Origin of the sequence: Aliiruegeria lutimaris (genome assembly GCF_900099935.1) — a bacterium.
Classification (GTDB): domain Bacteria; phylum Pseudomonadota; class Alphaproteobacteria; order Rhodobacterales; family Rhodobacteraceae; genus Tropicimonas; species Tropicimonas lutimaris.
The window spans coordinates 1-15,532 of sequence record NZ_FNEK01000096.1; the positions used below are offsets into that span (position 1 = coordinate 1).

Sequence of the window (15,532 nt, forward strand, 5' to 3'; positions counted from 1 at the left end):
TAGCAAACGGGTATCGCCGACATGCTTGGTCACCTTCGAGCGCAATCGCTACAGCGTTCCGGCCAGCTTTGCGAACCGCCCTGTCAGCCTGCACGTTTATCCCGAACGGTTGGTTGTCGTAGCGGAAGGCCAAACCGTTTGCACCCATGGTCGCGTCATAGAGCGGTCGCACCATAAACCCGGAAAGGTCATCTATGATTGGCGCCATTACTTGGCGGTGATCCAACGCAAACCCGGCGCCCTGCGCAACGGTGCGCCGTTCACCGAGATGCCAGACGCCTTGCCACGTCTTCGCGCAGTTGCATCAGCTCTTCTCGTGCGATGGCCCGTTGCTGCCTGATATCACGCTGCAGAGACTGACGCTGTTCGAGCTGCTTGAATATCAGCGCATCCTTCTCGGCCTGGTCGCGGCGATAGGCCTGCAGGGTTTCCTGCTCGTTCTGTGCCTTCACCTTGGCGTAGCGCCCGGTCAGGCGGTGCCAGATACCTGAGACTCCCTTTGGCAAGCGCTCTGCGCGCTGATGAGTCTCTGCCTCCCAGCGCTTCTCCAGAGCTGCCCAGAGTCTAGCGCGCTCGTCCTGATGACGGGCGATCATCTCAGCCTTACGCAGATCGATGGTGGCCAGGCGCCGCTGCGCGTCTTTCTCGACATCTTTGATCAACTCTTTGAGCTTGCGCGTCATGCGCTGCGCGATCTCAGCCTTGATCTCTTCCGCTGGGCGCAGCCGGTCTCGATCCCCAAGCCGGTCTTCGAGGTCTTTGGTCTTCACACCGGCATAGCGCGCAAGCGAATACACTTCACCGCGATAGTCGATGGTGACAAACCCACGCTTGTCACCACGCGCGAGCCAGAAACCACGCTCCCTGAGGGCCTGTTCAAGCGAGGCCATATTGTCGGATGCCGCCCAGGCTTTCTGGATGACTGCCTTGAGTTCACGTGGATCGAGCCCCGTGCGTCTGGCTTGTTGCCATTCCTCCCGTGAGAAATTTAGCGGATCGCGAAGACGCTTGTCTTCGAGCCCGCGCGGCATGTCCCAGCCATGCTTCAGGTAGAGCTTCCGGGAAACATCACGCAGCTTACTCTTATAGTGGGACATGTTGATCGCGCGCATCTGCTCTGTATCGATCCGCGACCAGACGATATGCGCATGACGGCGCCCGTCCTTCTCATGGAAAACGATGGCGCGCGGCTGATCATCCAAACCGAGCTTGCGTTCGATCTCGTCTGCAGCCTGCTCGAACACATCGGTCGAGACATCCGCATCCTCGGGCGGGTTCAGGCTCATTGAGAAGAGATAATTCTGGCAGCGGGTACCGCGCGCGATGGCATCGACCTCGTGGAACGCCCCGATCAGATCATCACTCGCAAAGCCCCGTACCTCATGCAGTTCGACATGCTCGTTGTCGCGTTCAGCCATAAGGTAGCGGGCAAGCTGCGGAGCATTGCCCCTTTCTTTTGCCTTGAGGATCATGGGCCGCTCCCAGGCTGTTTACCGAGTGCGCGCAGTAGGTCTTCACGCAGGGCTTTCACCTCACGGCATGCCTCCTGAAGGTCGGCTTCAGTCTCGGGCGTGACCGGCAGAGAGCCGGTATTCACCGCCTTGGCAAGTTGGTTGAGATTGGCTGACAGGCGGGAACCACCCAACACCCCGAGAACACGCCCCAATGCTTCAGCGTCCTGGACAGGGCCATTGACACGTTTCTTGCGCGGTGTTGCATCCTCGCCGAAGAGTCGCTCACGGATGTAAGCGCTTAATGTCTGACGACCGCGCTCAGCGTCTAGCTGCGCCCGCTCTTCGAAGGTGAAGCGGATCGAGAATGGCGGCGGATACTTCGGCCTACCCCGTTCTGGCTTCGGCGCATGCGCCGCTATGTCGTTGAAACTACGGTCTAAGATGCTCATCTTCGCACCTCAGATCGTTTAGATCATGACGTGCGAGATGGCGTTCCCATTCCTCAAGAGTGTCGAAGAGAGAGTTCAAACTTTCTCTCTTTAGCAGCACCATTTCCCAATTTGCCATTTTGGAATACTTCCGAACTTGTCGGTGGATCTGTTCGGCTGTTTCGCGATGACGTTATGCTTTGAACTGCCTCTCTTTTTTCAGCTGGAGCACCCAGACGAGCAACGGCATCCCGGATCTGCCGGTGAGCCCCCAAAAAGGGAGAGCCGTCCCATCCCCTCAATGCAGCGATAGCGGGAGTAGAAGCCGGCCCAAAAGGATAAATGCACAAGCAGCGCCTTGCGGACCCGTCAGTGCGCCGGGGCCTTGGCCGCGTTGGCGGCAGGCTTCTGCATCATCAGAGTCATCGCTGCCATGGCCAAGAAAAGCAGGGTAAACAGCTAGAAGACGTCGATAAAGGACAGGATCGCGGCCTGTTGCGTTACGCGCCCGATCATCTGTGTCAGCGCGACCTTGGGGCCATCCAGCCCGTGCGAGGCCGCATTGGCCGACAGCATGTCCATCTGCGCGCGCAGCTGCGGATTCGACCAGCTCATGTACTCGGCGATCCGCGCATTGTGGAAATCGCTGCGCCGGGTCAGCAACGTGTTGATGAGGGCCAGCCCGACGGCGCCACCGAGGTTCCGTGTCAGGTTGAACAGGCTCGAGGCGTTCTTCAGCTCCTCGGGGGGGGAGTGCCGTGGACTTGCCCGGGTTTGGTGGAGAGCGTTTAGCTCAGTTCCCGGGCCTTCCGCTCGAATGCGATGGGGTTCTGGAAGACAAGCCATCGGAAGAGCAGGTCCGGTCCTATGTCGAGGCGGCGGTGGAGATGTTCCTGAAATGCTTCGGCACCGGGGAGAGCACGGGGTGAGGCACCGCTCCGGCGTCTTACACGGCCGCTCTCGGTGCTGACGTGGCCAGCAGGTTTATAGGTAATCTTGCGAATTGCCCGTTTCTGCCACTGCTGTAGAAAGAGATCAGGTTTTGGCCGAGACAGTGCCCTGAACCGTGAGCTCTGCCCGTAGCTCTTTGAACGCCTCGCCTCATCCCCAATATGGCGAGGCGTTCGCTTTTTCCGGAACGCTCGCAGTGAGATTGCTCAGTTCGCGTCGCGGCTCAGGGCATTCTGAATGTTGGCGTCGCCCACGCGCCGGTAGTTGACAAAGGAATTCGCGCTCATCACCACGTAAAAGCTGTCCATGTCGATGAGCACAAAGCCGCGCTCGATCAGGGCGCGCGTGACCGCGCTGATATCCGAATCGTAAAGCCGGCGCCGTTGCAGCAACAGGCGCATCAGCTTTTCCGACACGCGGTAGCGTCCGTTTTTCTTGCCTCCGAACTCCTCGCCATAAAGTTTGGAAAGAATGTCCGCGGCCCGGAGATAATGCTTGTAAGGGGTCATGGCTTCTTCTAACTGGGCAAAGAAATTTTGTCTATCGACAAATAAAATTCACTCATTTGCGGACGAAAGGGACGACATGGAAGATCTGGCCGAGCAGTTGGACATTGCCGGAGAACTGCGTCGTGCGATCGAGGCAGAGGATGAGGCACGCCTTGACCAGTTGCTGGATCCGCTTCCGCCCAGCGAGGCGCTGCGCCTGCTTCTGAACCTCGGCGAGGATCTGCGCGACGACGCTTTCAGGGTCATGACCGCGGATCTTGCCGCCGAACTGGTCGAGGAGGCGCCCAGCGAGCTTGCGGCCGATTTCATCGGTTCGATGGATGCCGAGCGCGCGGCTGAAGTTCTCGACGAGCTTGGTTCCGATGTGCAGGCCGACGTTATCGGCGAGTTGGAAACCAGTGCCGCCGATGCCGTTCTGGCGGAGATGGACGACGAGGACGCCGCCGATGTGCGTCGTCTTGTGGAATATGACGAGGACACGGCCGGCGGACTGATGTCGACCGAGGTCTTTGCCTTTGCCGCCGCTGCAACCGTCGGATCGGTCATTCGGCGCATTGCGGATGAAGAGGACGAGTTCGACCGCTACCGCGCGCAGAACCCCTACGTGGTCGACGAAGAAGGGCGTCTGAACGGCGTTATCTCGCTGCGCGCGCTGCTGGCGTCCAAGAGGGCGGCGAAGCTCTCGCAGATCATGGTGTCGCCGATCACCGTGACGACCGACGCCTCGCTGGATGCGCTGGAAGATCTTTTCATCGAGCACACCTTCCTCGCCGTGCCGGTTCTGGACGAGTTGGGGCGCCTGACCGGCGTCGTCACCCGGGCCTCCGTCACCGAGGCGCTGGCCGAGCGGGCCGAAAGCCAGAGCCTGCGCCGGCAGGGTGTTATCGGCGACGAGCTGCGCTCGATGCCCTTGCGGATCCGTTCGGGGCGCCGCCTGGCATGGCTGTCGGCCAATATCGTGCTCAACATCATCGCCGCGAGCGTGATCTCGGCCTACGAGGAGACACTCGCGGCCGTGATCGCCATTGCCGTCTTCCTGCCAATGGTCTCCGACATGTCGGGCTGTTCCGGCAACCAGGCCGTCGGCGTCACCATGCGCGAGCTGTCCCTCGGCCTCGTGCGCCCGGTGGATGCGTTGCGGGTCTGGCTCAAGGAGATATCCGTGGGCCTGGTGAACGGGATCGCGCTCGGCATTCTCATCGGGCTTGTCGCCTGGTTCTGGAAGGGCAATCCCTGGCTCGGGCTGGTGATCGGGCTGGCGCTGGCGATCAATACCGTCATCGCCGTGTCCATTGGCGGTGTCGTGCCGCTGCTGCTGAAACGTCTGGGCCAGGACCCGGCGGTCGCAAGCGGCCCGCTCCTGACCACCATCACCGATATGGCGGGGTTCTTCCTGGTCCTGTCTCTTGCTACCCTGATGATGCCATACCTGATCTGAGAGCCTGATCATGACGAACAACAACATCCAGAGCTACCGGGCCAAGAAAAGACGCAAGGCACGTATCCAACCCCCCCTTATCATCGGCTGGCGCGAATACGTGTCGCTTCCGGAACTCGGGCTGAACGACTTCACCGCAAAGATCGACACCGGCGCCCTGACGACAGCGTTACATGCGACCGATATACGGAGATTCACCGGCGAGGATGGCCGGGATTGGGTGGAGTTTCATCCGCCCGACCTTGGACATTCGGCACCCGACATCTGCCGCGCGCGGGTCTCGGACCACCGTCAGGTCAAGAATAGCGGAGGCATTGCCGAAGACCGATATTTCATCCGGACAGACCTCAAGGTCGAACACCGGGTGTTTCTCGTGGAGATTTCACTGACCGATCGGGGAGAGATGAAGTATCCGATGCTCATCGGTCGAACTGCACTTCGTGGGCATGGGCTGGTCGTCGATTGCGGCCATTCCTGGCTTACACGGCCCAGAAAACCTAAAAAGAATCACAAGTCACAAGGAGTGACGAAATGAAGATTGCCATGCTGTCCCGGAACCCCGATCTGTATTCGCACCGTCGCCTGAAAGAAGCCGCCGAAGCGCGCGGACACGAGTTCGAGGTCATCAACACCACGCGCTGCTACATGAACATCGCGTCGCGACGCCCCGAGATCTATTACAATGGCGAATTGTTGCCGGAATATGACGCCGTGATCCCGCGGATCGGGGCGTCTGTCACCTTCTACGGCATGGCCGTTGTCCGGCAGTTCGAGATGATGGGCGTCTATTGCCTCAACAAGAGCATCGCCATTGGCCGTTCGCGGGACAAGCTGCGGTCGATGCAACTCATGGCCCGCGAGGGGATCGGGCTTCCGGTCACGACCTTTGCCTATGACCCCAAGCAGACCGAAGAAGTTGTTCAACTTGCTGGTGGAGCGCCGCTGGTTATCAAGCTGCTCGAAGGCACGCAGGGCGTCGGCGTTGTGCTGGCGGACTCGGACCGGTCGGCCCGGTCAGTCATCGAGGCCTTCCGGGGCGCCAAGATCAACATCATGGCACAGGAATTCATCAAGGAAGCCAAGGGCACGGATATCCGCGCCTTTGTCATCGGCGGCCGCGTGGTCGCTGCCATGAAGCGTTCTGGTGCCGAGGGCGAGTTCCGTTCCAACCTGCATCGCGGCGGGTCCGCACAAGTCGCCAAGATTTCGCCGGAAGAGCGCTCCACGGCGATCCGAGCGGCCAAGACCATGGGGCTGAGCGTTTGCGGCGTGGACATGCTGCGTTCCAATCACGGACCCGTCGTGATGGAGGTCAACTCGTCGCCCGGTATCGAAGGGATTGAAAAGGCGACTGAAAAAGATGTTGCCACGATGATCATCGAGCATATCGAGAAAAACGCGGACCCGTCCAAGACGCGGGCCAAGGCTGTAGGCTGAGCACAATGCGGAAGGCTTTCGAGATAGGGGGCGCGGCGATACAGCCGGGCTCCCGCCGGACCGTGGATATTCCGGTCTCTGTTCTCTCCGACCACACGCCGGTGACGATGTCGGCCCATGTTATCCATGGCCGCCGGTCCGGGCCGATCGTGTTTATTACCGCCGGGATTCATGGAGACGAGGTGATCGGGGCCGAGATCGTGCGGCGTTTGCTGGCCATCAGGACGCTGGACAGCCTGAAGGGTACCCTGATTACGATTCCGATCGTGAACGCCTTCGGCTTTCTCAACCAGTCCCGTTACCTGCCGGACCGGCGCGACCTCAACCGGTGCTTTCCCGGCTCGGCCAGGGGCTCGCTCGCCGCGCGGTTGGCGCATCTGCTGATGCACGAGGTTGTCGAACGTTGCGATCTCGGTATCGACCTGCACTCCGCGGCGATCCACCGAACGAACCTTCCGCAGGTTCGGGTCGCGGCGGGAGATCGCGAGTCCATCCGACTGGCGAAGGTGTTCGGCGCTCCGGTCGTGCTGCAGTCCTCCGAGCGCGATGGATCGTTGCGCGCGGCGGCGCAGGCCAGCGGTGTTCGGGTGCTGCTCTACGAGGCCGGCGAGGGGCTGCGCTTCGACGAGCTTGCAGTGCGGGCCGGCGTGGCCGGGATCCTGCGCGTTCTGCACGACCTGGGAATGATCACTTCGCGCGGCGTGCCCAAGGCACGGGGCCGCTCGATGCTGCTGAAAACCAGCCGCTGGGTGCGGGCGCCGGGCGGTGGCCTGCTCCGCGTGTATCGCGACACGGGCGATGTCGTCTCGGCTGGAGAAGTGCTCGCGGTCGTCTCGGACCCGTTCGGCGAGCGTGAGCGAGAGGTTATCGCTTCGGCCGACGGGATCGTCGTTGGCCGTGCTGTCATGCCGATCGTCAACGAGGGCGACGCGCTGTTCCATATTGCCCAGACGCCCTCAAACGAGGTCGCTGAAAACACCGTGCAAACGATCCGTTCGGATCTTGAAGGCGACCCGATTTTTGACGAGGACGAGATCATTTGACCTTGTCCCGATCGGCCGGGGCAGGGGGGGGCGCGGAAAACATGTGAATCGCAGTGCGAAAGCGACATGGCATGTCGCAAGGGTCCACAGGACGGATCGGCAGAGGATTGCCGGCATGAGTGACTTGATAATTTCATTTAAATTTAATGCATTGATGTCTTGTGGATTGCGTGGAAAATCTGATGAAACGCGAAGAATCCATCTTGTAAAATTGCCGCATTGACCGCAATACTGAGGTATCGTGTTGGCGCAAATTCGCGTCTGGAGTAACGAAAATGGAATGGAAGGAAAGCTTCTCTGAAGGAGGGAAATGCTGGTGGCTCGCAACGGATCGCGCGCCATGCGTTGCCCAGGTCAGGAAAACGAATGGCACCTATGTGGTCGAGTTCTTCGACGCCTTGGGTGAGGGCTACAGCCAGTCAACCGGCTTCCGGAACCTGGTACAGGCAAAGCACGTCGCGGCCCGACGTTTTCGAGATGCTCTCAACCGTTCCGAAGCATGGCCGATGACACTGCCGGTGGACGCCATGATCGAGCCGGACTTCATCTACATCCCCTGAAAAAGTCCATTCGTTCTGAATGGAAAGTGGGTTCCAAAGGACAACAGGAAATGGGACTTGCGTTTGACACCGGGCTACCGGGCTACCGGGTTTCCGGCTGTCGGTTGGCCGGAACGGTTCGATTGTGTCGGTCGCCGCCGCACTCATTCGCGATGGCTTGCTCGTTGCAGGCACGGCGGGCGCTTTCGCCGCCGCCGCGCTGCTCCGCTACGGCTGGGATACGATGACGGATTCCGGCCGGACGCTTCGGATGATCTTCGAGTTTTCCGCTCTCTATTTGTTCCTCGCCTTCGCATTGGCGAGCTTGTGGATGGGCGGGCGGCTGCTGGCCGGTCATGGCGAAACACCGGGGAAAACCTGGATGCACGGCTATGTTGCATCCATCATGCTGCTCCTTGCGACGATTTCCCTGGTTCCGCCTATTTGGGACTGAACCGGGGCAAGGCATCGCCGGCGAAGGGAGGCGCCGACGAGCAGCCATCGCGCCGCGGACCGGTCAAGTCCGCGGCGCGGCCCGAGTATCCGGGGGCGGACAGGTGGGACGTCCCCGCTGCTAGAATTTGAAGCAAGTCATTTTAGACCGCGAAAACCGACCGCAATCCCGCTCAGCGCAATATAGCGGGGAGTGCGGTCGGGGCGGACCGGCGGAAGAGTGGATCACCGGTTTGCGTATTGCCCGGTATTTGACGGGCGTGACTGGCGGGGGGGACGGGGATTGATCCCTGCGCTCCCCGCCAGTCTTCTCCGGAGGCCATCGTGAGGGCACCGGCGCCGAGTGCCGGTCAGGCGTCTTTCGCTGTCTCCGGGTCCGTTTCCTCCGGGACGACGACGAGAGGATTTTCCTCTTCCTCGCCGCCGGCCAGCGCTGCGGTCTCGGGGGTCGATACCCTTGCGGGGACCGACATCTGGAAGGTTCCCTTGTCCTTCTTGCGTACCGCCGGACTGAACCGGATCCGCCAGAGCGTGAAGAGGATTAGCAGGACATGCGCGGCGATGGTTGTCAGGAACAGGCCCTGCTTGCCGACAAAGGACATCGCGAAGCCGGCCACCAGCGGGCCGGCCACCGAGCCGAGCCCGAAGACCATGAGCAAGCCGCCGGAAACCTGGATGGAGGTTCCGGGCGGGGCATGGTCATTGGCATGCGCCACGATGATCGGGTACATGGCGAAGATCGCGGCCCCGAACAGGCTGGCAAGCGCCAGGTTCGTCCAGCGATCGTCCGGTGCCAGCAGGATGAAGGCCAGATCCGCGGCAAGCGCGATCACTGTCGTCGCCACCAGCACGATCCGCCGGTCCATCCGGTCGCTGGCAAAGCCTATCGGCACCTGGGAGAGCGCCCCGGCCAGAACCGGCAGGCTGGAAAACAGGGCAATGGAGGTCAGCGCCAGTCCGGCCCGGTCGGCATAGACCGCCGCAAGGGTTCCAAAGGCCGCGTTCGAGATGCCGACGAGGAATACGGCCACCACCGCGACGGGAGAGTTTCTCCACAGCGCCGGCACGTCGAGCGACACAGAGGTCAGCGGCGCGGGGGAGGGGGAGGTCGAAAGCGCCGTGGGGATAAGCGCAAGCGAGTAGAAGATCCCACCAATCGCGAAAAACACGAAACCTGTGGTGTCTCCGAGCGCAATCGACATCTGCCCGGCCGTCGTCGCGCCGAGATTGACCATCGTGTAGATCCCGAAGATCTTTCCGCGCGTATTCGGCTGGGCCCGGTCGTTCAGCCAGGACTCGACGATCATCGCCGCGCCCGCGAAGCAGAAACCCGAAATGGCGCGGGTGGGAATCCACGCCCATGTTTCCACCAGCAGGGCCTGGAAGAGGACGGTGACCGAGGCCAGCGCGCACAGGGTGCCAAAGGTCCGGATATGCCCGACAAGGCCGACCAACCGCGGCGCCATAACGCAGCCGAGCACGTAGCCAACCGCCCAACCGGTTCCCAGCAGGCCGAGCGAACTGGCCGTGAACCCCTCGGCCGATCCGCGCACCGGCAGCAGCAGCCCGTGCATGCCGCCTGCAAATACGAGCAGCGCGGAGCCAAGGAGCAGGGAGGTCACCGGGACCAATTGCCTGACCATCGTAAGTCACTCTCCTGGACGGTTGAGGCGGAGTGCCTGAATTTCGTGAAGCCGGTCTTATTGAGAGCTACCGCGAAAAGCGCCCGACGAAAAGTGCGTCAACCGGCCGACAAAACAAAAGGCTCCAAACGCTGTGCGCCCGGAGCCATGATCGGTTCGGCAGAGGGCGTTTCGCCCCGCCGTCAGTGTTCGCGAAGCTCGCCGTGCAGGGCGGCCAGCGCAGTGGACAGGCGGCCGTGCAGCTCCTGGAAGCGGCGAGCGTCCTGGCCGCAGCATTCGCAGGCAGCCGTGTTGGTGACCAGCGCCTGACTGACATCATTGCGCAGCTGTTCCAGCGAGTGTTGTGCGGTGCTCATGCGGGTGAACAGGTGGGAGGCGTTTTCCATTTCAATCCTCGATAGGGCGTCTGTACGGGTCTGCGAACTTCCCGACCCTTCGAACGAGGTTGCCGTCCGAAAAGCCCTTGTGGAACTCCGTTATCTCTCGCGCGAATGCCGCTTTGGAGCGATCTCCGTGCACCACGGTATATGGCAGACCGGGCAATAAATTTCCATGAGTCGGGGGTCGCTGATACTGCCATGCTGCTATGCTGTGAGGGTCTAGGTGGCTCTTGAGACGCGGTTTTTCGGTCACAAACGCCGTTAGATGAGCCGAAAAACTGATTCCGGCTTTTTCGGGGGGCAAATTGTTGCCTGCTATCGTCGGTTTCAGGAAAACGATTGCAATCGCAGTGCCGGTTCATGGTTCATATCCCCGGCCTCTGGTAAGGGCGAGACATGACTCATCTTGATGAAGCCCGAAATGCCGCCTTTTCCCGGGCCCCCTGGAGCCACCTGCACGACATGGCCCTCGGCCGGGCGCGCCTGGTTCCGACGATGCTCTCGGCACGGGAGCAGGCGCTCTATTTCTGGCTGGCGTCGCAGTGGGCCGAGGGGGCCGGGGCGATTGTCGATCTCGGCTGTTTCGCGGGAGGCTCGACGGCGCGGCTGGCCGAGGGCGCGCGGGTGGCCGGGCTGGACAACGCCGTTCACGCCTATGACCGGTTCACGGCGCATGAGAAGGCCAAGCAGGGCTTGCTCTACGCCAGCGGGGTCGCGCCATTCGAGGGCGATGACATCTTCGCCCTGGCGCAGGAATTGCTCGCCCCCTGGCAGGATCGGGTCACGCTTCACCGGGGCGAGATCGAAACGCTTTCCTGGGACGGTGGCGATATCGAGATCCTGGTGATGGATGCCTCCAAGGAGGCATCAAAGATGGACAGGATGGCCGAGACCTTCCTGCCGCACCTGATGCCGGGCCGCTCGCTGCTCGTTCAGCAGGATTTTCTGCATTGGAGCCAGCCCTGGGTGCCCGTGCAGATGGAATTGCTGGCCGATTTCTTCCTGCCCCTCGCGCAGGTTCCGCGCGACACGATGGTCTACCTGTGCACCGGGCGGCCGGACGCGGCCGCGCTGGAAGCGGCACGGACCGAGGCCCTGAGCGACTCACGGATGCTGGACCTGATCAAATCCGCCCAGCTGCGCTATGCCGCCCGCGGCTGGCGGCTGACCGACGCGCTGGAGGAGATGGTGCTGGCGCTGCTCGCCAATCCCGGCAAGCGGGCCGCGCACAGATTCGCGCGACCCGCGCCGGCCGGCGGCTGATCCGCCGGACCGGCAACGGGCTCAGCCGAGCCGGATCGCCACGTTCTTGGTCTGGACGTAGTTCCAGAGCGCCTCGCGGCCCTTTTCCCGGCCATAACCGGATTTGCCGAAGCCGCCGAAGGGCGTCTCAACGCCGCCGGCAAACCATTCGTTCACGAAGACCTGCCCCGCGCGCATCTGTTGCGCGGCCCGGGTGGCGCGATCCAGGTCGCGGGTGAACACCCCGCCGACGAGGCCGTACTGGGTCGAGTTGGCGATCTCGATGGCGTCTTCGTCCTCCTGGAAACGCAGCACCGACAGGACCGGACCGAAAATCTCCTCGCGGGCAATGGCCATGTCCGGGGTAACGTCGGTCAGCACCGTCGGTTCGAGGAAAGCGCCGACATGGCGTTTCGGTCGCCGCCCGCCGGTGGCGAGATTCGCGCCGCTGCCGATGGCTTCGGTCACCATGATCTCTGCCCGGTCGCGCTGTTGCAGGCTCACCATCGCGCCCATATTCGCGCCGATCTTTGGCCGATCAATGCCGGGGCCGACCGAGAGCGTCTCGGCCATATCGGCAATCCGGTCCACGAGCTCGTCATGGATGCTGTCATGCACGATGACACGCGACATGGCCGAACAGGTCTGACCGGCATTGAAATAGATCCCCCAGCGAACATCGTCGACGAAGGAGTCTAGATTGGCATCCTCATGCACGATTGCCGCCGATTTCCCGCCTAGCTCCAGCACGCAGGGCACAACGTTGAGCGCGGCGGCCTTGGCCACGGCAATGCCGGTGGGGACCGAGCCGGTAAAGACGACCTGGTTGACCTTCGTGTGCCCGGCGAGCGCGGCTCCTGCCTGGCGCCCATATCCACACAGGATATTCACCGCGCCATCGGGAAGCCCAGCGGCCTCTGCGGCCAGCGCGAACCATGCCAGGCTGAGCGGGGTCAGTTCGGGTGACTTGATTACGCACGCATTTCCCGTCGCCAGCGCGGCCGAGAGCGAGCGGGCGGTCATTTCCAGTGGATAGTTCCACGGAATGATCTGGGCCGAGACGCCATAGGGCTCGTAGGTGGTGAAGTCGAAATACTTGTCACCCAGCGGGATCGAGCGGCCCTCGATGGTTTCCGCCTGGTTGCCGTAATACTCGAAATAGCGCGCTGCCCCCGTGATCTCGACCCGGGATTCCCAGAGCGGCTTGCCCTGTTCGAGCGTCAGGACAGGGGCGATCTCGTCGATTTTGTGCAGCAGGTACTGCCCCATCGCGCGGACCTTGCGTCCGCGATCCACGGGCCGCAAACCGGACCAATCGCGTGACTGGTGCAGGTGGCGGGCCGCCTGAACCGCGTCATCCACATCGCGCGCATCGGCCAGCGCATGTTGCGCGAGCGTCTTGCCCGTGGCCGGGTCGATCACGTCGATGCGGCCCGCGCCGCCATCCACCCACTCGCCGTCAATGTAATTCTGCCAGTATTGCTTGATCTCGTTCATCGGGTCCCCGGTTCGCAACGCGAAAATTCTGTCCGGTCTTAATCGGGATTTCGCAGGACGGGAACCTGTTGCGACGCTTCGAGACGTAAAAAAAACGTTGTGGCGAGAGGCGAGCGTCCCGCTTTTCGGTTGACCTTCAAGAGGCATTCATAAAGATGAATGTAATCCGGTGTGCCTGTTCGCCGGGGCCCCACTGGAGAGATGAGAATGAATATCCTGCGTGCGAGTGCCGTGAGCCTGTGCCTGGTTTTTCCCGGGCTTGCTGTTGCCGGCCCCTTTGCCGATTTCGAAGGCCAGTTGCGGCAGGCCTACGGAACCTATCGGGCGGCTCTGTTCCAGACCAACATGGGCAATGCAGAGGCGTCGACGGCGTCGATCAAGGGATTTGTCGGCCAGTGGAAGGCGCTCGACGAAGTATGGAAGACCAACCCGCCGCCGCAATACGAGGACGATGCCGGATTTGCCGCCACGATGGACACGGTGTCGGAGATCGCTCAACGCGCCGATGCGCAGATCGCGGCCGGCGAACTGGCCGAAGCGCATGAAACGTTGGAGGAAATTCGTGACCAGATCGGGGATATGCGCCAGCGGAATGGACAGATCGGCTTCTCGGACCGGATGAATGCCTATCACGAGAAGATGGAGCATGTGCTGCTGGCGGGATATGCCCAGAAGGGCCCCGAAGCCCTACCGGCCCTCGCGGCAGAAACGGCGGTCCTGCAATATCTGGCAAGTGAGATCGCCGCGAATCCCGCGCCCGAGGCATCGGACCCGGCCTATGAGAAAATGGTCGCAGGTCTGCTGGCAAGCGTGCAGGCTCTCGCGGACGCCGCCGATGCCGGGGACTGGGACGCCGCGAAGGCCGCCGTTGCTGGCTTGAAAAAGCCCTATTCCATGCTTTTCATGAAATTTGGCTGATCAATACGCCACGCGCAGATGACGGAAATACAGGATGGCCACGCAGAAGCGTGGCCGTTTTGTTGAAAGGGGGCGGTTGACTGGCCGCCATTCGGGCCGATTTGTCACCTTCCAAGCCGACTGTGCGGGAGGCAATCAAGTCAGGCCCGCGCCACGGCAAGTTCGGGCGGCCCTGTTTCATTTCGCAAGGAATTCGACCATGACAGCCAGACCCACCAGCTTCGCCTTTGCGACCGCAACGGAGATCCTGTTCGGGCGTGGAAAAGCGCTGGAAACCGTGCCGGCGCTGGCGGCATTGGGAGAACGGATCATGGTCGTCTGCGGCGCCGACGCCGGCCGCGCGGCCTGGCTCTGCGACGCGCTGGAGGCCCAAGGGTGCCACGTGCTGCGCTTCCGGGTGCCGGGCGAGCCCGACATGGACCTGGTCGATGCCGGCGTTTTCGCCGCCCGCTCGGCGGCGGTGGACGCCGTTATCGCGCTTGGCGGTGGCGCTGCGATCGATGCAGGCAAGGCGATTGCGGCGCTCGTTCCGTCCGAGCGTCCGATGCTCGACCACCTCGAAGTCGTCGGGCGGGGCCTGCCGCTCGAAGCCGCGCCGCTGCCCTTCGCCGCGATCCCGACCACCGCCGGCACCGGCACCGAAGTCACCCGCAATGCGGTCATCTCGGTGCCCGAGGCGCGGCGAAAGGTGAGCCTGCGCGACCTGGCGATGCTGCCCCGCCTGGCCATTGTCGATCCCGCCCTGACCGATGGCTGTCCCCGGGCCGTCACGCTCGCCTCCGGCCTGGACGCGATCACGCAGGTGATGGAACCCTATCTGTGCACCCGCGCCAACCCGCTGACCGACGCGCTCTGCCGGGACGCGATTCCCGCCGGGCTGGCGGCGCTGCCGCGTCTGATGGAGGGCGAAGATCCGGAGGTCCGCGACGTGATGGCCTGGGTGTCGCTCTGCGGTGGACTGGCGCTGGCAAATGCGGGGCTGGGGGTGATCCACGGCCTCGCGGGGCCGCTTGGCGGACTCTCCGGCGCCGCACATGGCGCGATCTGCGGCGCGCTGCTGCCCCATGGGCTGGCGCTCAATGCCGCCCGGGTTTCGGATACAGAGGCACAACGGCGGTTCAATGAAATTCGTGGCTGGATCACATCGGCCATTCCGGCGGCGGAAGGCGAAGCCTTCGACGCCTTGGCCTCATGGTCCACGGATTGCGGCCTGCCGGGGCTGGATGCGCTCGGGGTGAGCGCCAAGGACCGCGCCGCCGCCGCCGAGGCCGCCGCGACATCCTCCTCGATGAAGGCAAATCCGGTGGCGCTGACTGTCGCGGAACTCAATGCCATGATGGAGGCCGCGCGATAAGGGCAGCCAATAGCTGCACCAAAAAAAACGCGCACGCCCAGTTGCCATCATCTTTCCAAAAATACTTTGGGGGGAGCGCTCGTAAGAGCGCGGGGGGCAAAGCCCCCTTCAACGCCAAAAAGGCACAATTTTTCTCAATGCTCTTACCGGTATTCGACGGGCCTCGACGGGCCTCGACGGGATTGCCTCGGGCTAACCCAGCCTTCAGTGCTGCATTAAAGCGTACCGCCAAAAACCTGAATCGTT

General features: G+C 62.3%; 16 protein-coding genes and 1 pseudogene. 10 read left to right on the forward strand and 7 right to left on the reverse strand.

The window, feature by feature from the left end:
* Positions 1-295 (forward strand): annotated as a pseudogene (locus tag BLR85_RS25230) (Mu transposase domain-containing protein); the annotation flags it as partial.
* On the opposite strand, the gene BLR85_RS25235 reads toward BLR85_RS25230, so the two are convergent.
* From BLR85_RS25235 to BLR85_RS25250, 4 genes are all read right to left on the reverse strand, one after another.
* Complete coding sequence (locus tag BLR85_RS25235; RefSeq protein ID WP_093163973.1) at positions 261-1,472, reverse strand: relaxase/mobilization nuclease domain-containing protein; 1,212 nt, start codon at positions 1,470-1,472, stop codon at positions 261-263. The pseudogene BLR85_RS25230 and the gene BLR85_RS25235 overlap by 35 nt on opposite strands.
* Positions 1,469-1,903: a MobC family plasmid mobilization relaxosome protein gene (locus BLR85_RS25240; protein WP_244520871.1), complete on the reverse strand. Its 435-nt coding sequence runs from the start codon at positions 1,901-1,903 to the stop codon at positions 1,469-1,471. Before BLR85_RS25240 ends, BLR85_RS25235 begins: the two co-directional genes overlap by 4 nt.
* A 438-nt stretch (positions 1,904-2,341) precedes the next feature.
* Positions 2,342-2,728 (reverse strand): hypothetical protein, encoded by a 387-nt coding sequence (locus BLR85_RS28740; RefSeq protein WP_139188548.1) that lies wholly within the window; start codon positions 2,726-2,728, stop codon positions 2,342-2,344.
* Positions 2,729-3,039: 311 nt separating this feature from the next.
* The gene (locus BLR85_RS25250; RefSeq protein ID WP_093163979.1) at positions 3,040-3,342 is read right to left on the reverse strand and encodes a hypothetical protein; all 303 of its coding nucleotides are present in this window, start codon (positions 3,340-3,342) and stop codon (positions 3,040-3,042) included.
* Between the two features lie 76 nt (positions 3,343-3,418).
* Here BLR85_RS25250 and mgtE point away from each other — a divergent pair, with 76 nt between their 5' ends.
* The 6 genes from mgtE (at position 3,419) to BLR85_RS25280 (ending at position 8,253) form a co-directional block, all read left to right on the forward strand.
* Positions 3,419-4,780, forward strand: a complete 1,362-nt coding sequence (gene mgtE, locus BLR85_RS25255) for a magnesium transporter (protein ID WP_093163982.1) — start codon at positions 3,419-3,421, stop codon at positions 4,778-4,780.
* Between the two features lie 10 nt (positions 4,781-4,790).
* The gene (locus BLR85_RS25260) at positions 4,791-5,315 is read left to right on the forward strand and encodes an ATP-dependent zinc protease family protein (RefSeq protein ID WP_093163985.1); all 525 of its coding nucleotides are present in this window, start codon (positions 4,791-4,793) and stop codon (positions 5,313-5,315) included.
* Complete coding sequence (gene rimK / locus BLR85_RS25265) at positions 5,312-6,217, forward strand: 30S ribosomal protein S6--L-glutamate ligase (protein ID WP_093163988.1); 906 nt, start codon at positions 5,312-5,314, stop codon at positions 6,215-6,217. Before BLR85_RS25260 ends, rimK begins: the two co-directional genes overlap by 4 nt.
* Positions 6,218-6,222: 5 nt before the next feature.
* A complete protein-coding gene (locus tag BLR85_RS25270) occupies positions 6,223-7,260 on the forward strand; it encodes a succinylglutamate desuccinylase/aspartoacylase family protein (protein ID WP_093163991.1) in 1,038 nt (345 codons plus the stop codon).
* A gap of 275 nt (positions 7,261-7,535) precedes the next feature.
* Positions 7,536-7,820, forward strand: coding sequence for a hypothetical protein (locus BLR85_RS25275; RefSeq protein WP_093163994.1), 285 nt, complete (start codon positions 7,536-7,538; stop codon positions 7,818-7,820).
* 124 nt (positions 7,821-7,944) lie between these two features.
* Positions 7,945-8,253 (forward strand): hypothetical protein, encoded by a 309-nt coding sequence (locus BLR85_RS25280; protein WP_093163996.1) that lies wholly within the window; start codon positions 7,945-7,947, stop codon positions 8,251-8,253.
* A gap of 349 nt (positions 8,254-8,602) precedes the next feature.
* Here BLR85_RS25280 and BLR85_RS25285 read toward each other — a convergent pair whose 3' ends face one another.
* Positions 8,603-9,895 carry an MFS transporter gene (locus tag BLR85_RS25285; protein ID WP_093163999.1) on the reverse strand — a complete coding sequence of 431 codons (1,293 nt, stop codon included), beginning with the start codon at positions 9,893-9,895 and terminating at the stop codon, positions 8,603-8,605.
* Positions 9,896-10,077: 182 nt separating this feature from the next.
* Positions 10,078-10,281 carry a hypothetical protein gene (locus BLR85_RS25290; protein WP_093164002.1) on the reverse strand — a complete coding sequence of 68 codons (204 nt, stop codon included), beginning with the start codon at positions 10,279-10,281 and terminating at the stop codon, positions 10,078-10,080.
* Positions 10,282-10,671: 390 nt separating this feature from the next.
* Between BLR85_RS25290 and BLR85_RS25295 the strand changes: the two genes are divergently transcribed.
* Entirely contained in the window at positions 10,672-11,538 is an 867-nt protein-coding gene (locus tag BLR85_RS25295; protein WP_139188549.1) for a class I SAM-dependent methyltransferase, read from the forward strand.
* Between the two features lie 21 nt (positions 11,539-11,559).
* Here the strand turns inward: BLR85_RS25295 and BLR85_RS25300 are convergent, their stop codons facing one another.
* A complete protein-coding gene (locus tag BLR85_RS25300; RefSeq protein WP_093164006.1) occupies positions 11,560-13,014 on the reverse strand; it encodes an aldehyde dehydrogenase family protein in 1,455 nt (484 codons plus the stop codon).
* 207 nt (positions 13,015-13,221) lie between these two features.
* Here BLR85_RS25300 and BLR85_RS25305 point away from each other — a divergent pair, with 207 nt between their 5' ends.
* Both BLR85_RS25305 and BLR85_RS25310 read left to right on the forward strand, forming a co-directional pair.
* Positions 13,222-13,932 (forward strand): hypothetical protein, encoded by a 711-nt coding sequence (locus BLR85_RS25305; protein WP_093164009.1) that lies wholly within the window; start codon positions 13,222-13,224, stop codon positions 13,930-13,932.
* A 199-nt stretch (positions 13,933-14,131) separates the two neighbouring features.
* The gene (locus tag BLR85_RS25310; protein ID WP_093164015.1) at positions 14,132-15,286 is read left to right on the forward strand and encodes an iron-containing alcohol dehydrogenase; all 1,155 of its coding nucleotides are present in this window, start codon (positions 14,132-14,134) and stop codon (positions 15,284-15,286) included.
* Positions 15,287-15,532 lie beyond the last annotated feature (246 nt).

Bases quoted from the DNA above. Each gene is read 5' to 3' on its own strand.
- BLR85_RS25240 (WP_244520871.1), bottom strand. From the start codon at position 1,903: ATGAGCATCTTAGACCGTAGTTTCAACGACATAGCGGCGCATGCGCCG.
- BLR85_RS25270 (WP_093163991.1), top strand. From the start codon at position 6,223: ATGCGGAAGGCTTTCGAGATAGGGGGCGCGGCGATACAGCCGGGCTCC.
- BLR85_RS25310 (WP_093164015.1), top strand. From the start codon at position 14,132: ATGACAGCCAGACCCACCAGCTTCGCCTTTGCGACCGCAACGGAGATC.
- BLR85_RS25305 (WP_093164009.1), top strand. From the start codon at position 13,222: ATGAATATCCTGCGTGCGAGTGCCGTGAGCCTGTGCCTGGTTTTTCCC.
- BLR85_RS25290 (WP_093164002.1), bottom strand. From the start codon at position 10,281: ATGGAAAACGCCTCCCACCTGTTCACCCGCATGAGCACCGCACAACAC.
- BLR85_RS28740 (WP_139188548.1), bottom strand. From the start codon at position 2,728: ATGGCTTGTCTTCCAGAACCCCATCGCATTCGAGCGGAAGGCCCGGGA.
- BLR85_RS25300 (WP_093164006.1), bottom strand. From the start codon at position 13,014: ATGAACGAGATCAAGCAATACTGGCAGAATTACATTGACGGCGAGTGG.
- mgtE (WP_093163982.1), top strand. From the start codon at position 3,419: ATGGAAGATCTGGCCGAGCAGTTGGACATTGCCGGAGAACTGCGTCGT.
- BLR85_RS25260 (WP_093163985.1), top strand. From the start codon at position 4,791: ATGACGAACAACAACATCCAGAGCTACCGGGCCAAGAAAAGACGCAAG.
- BLR85_RS25295 (WP_139188549.1), top strand. From the start codon at position 10,672: ATGACTCATCTTGATGAAGCCCGAAATGCCGCCTTTTCCCGGGCCCCC.
- rimK (WP_093163988.1), top strand. From the start codon at position 5,312: ATGAAGATTGCCATGCTGTCCCGGAACCCCGATCTGTATTCGCACCGT.
- BLR85_RS25250 (WP_093163979.1), bottom strand. From the start codon at position 3,342: ATGACCCCTTACAAGCATTATCTCCGGGCCGCGGACATTCTTTCCAAA.
- BLR85_RS25275 (WP_093163994.1), top strand. From the start codon at position 7,536: ATGGAATGGAAGGAAAGCTTCTCTGAAGGAGGGAAATGCTGGTGGCTC.
- BLR85_RS25235 (WP_093163973.1), bottom strand. From the start codon at position 1,472: ATGATCCTCAAGGCAAAAGAAAGGGGCAATGCTCCGCAGCTTGCCCGC.
- BLR85_RS25285 (WP_093163999.1), bottom strand. From the start codon at position 9,895: ATGGTCAGGCAATTGGTCCCGGTGACCTCCCTGCTCCTTGGCTCCGCG.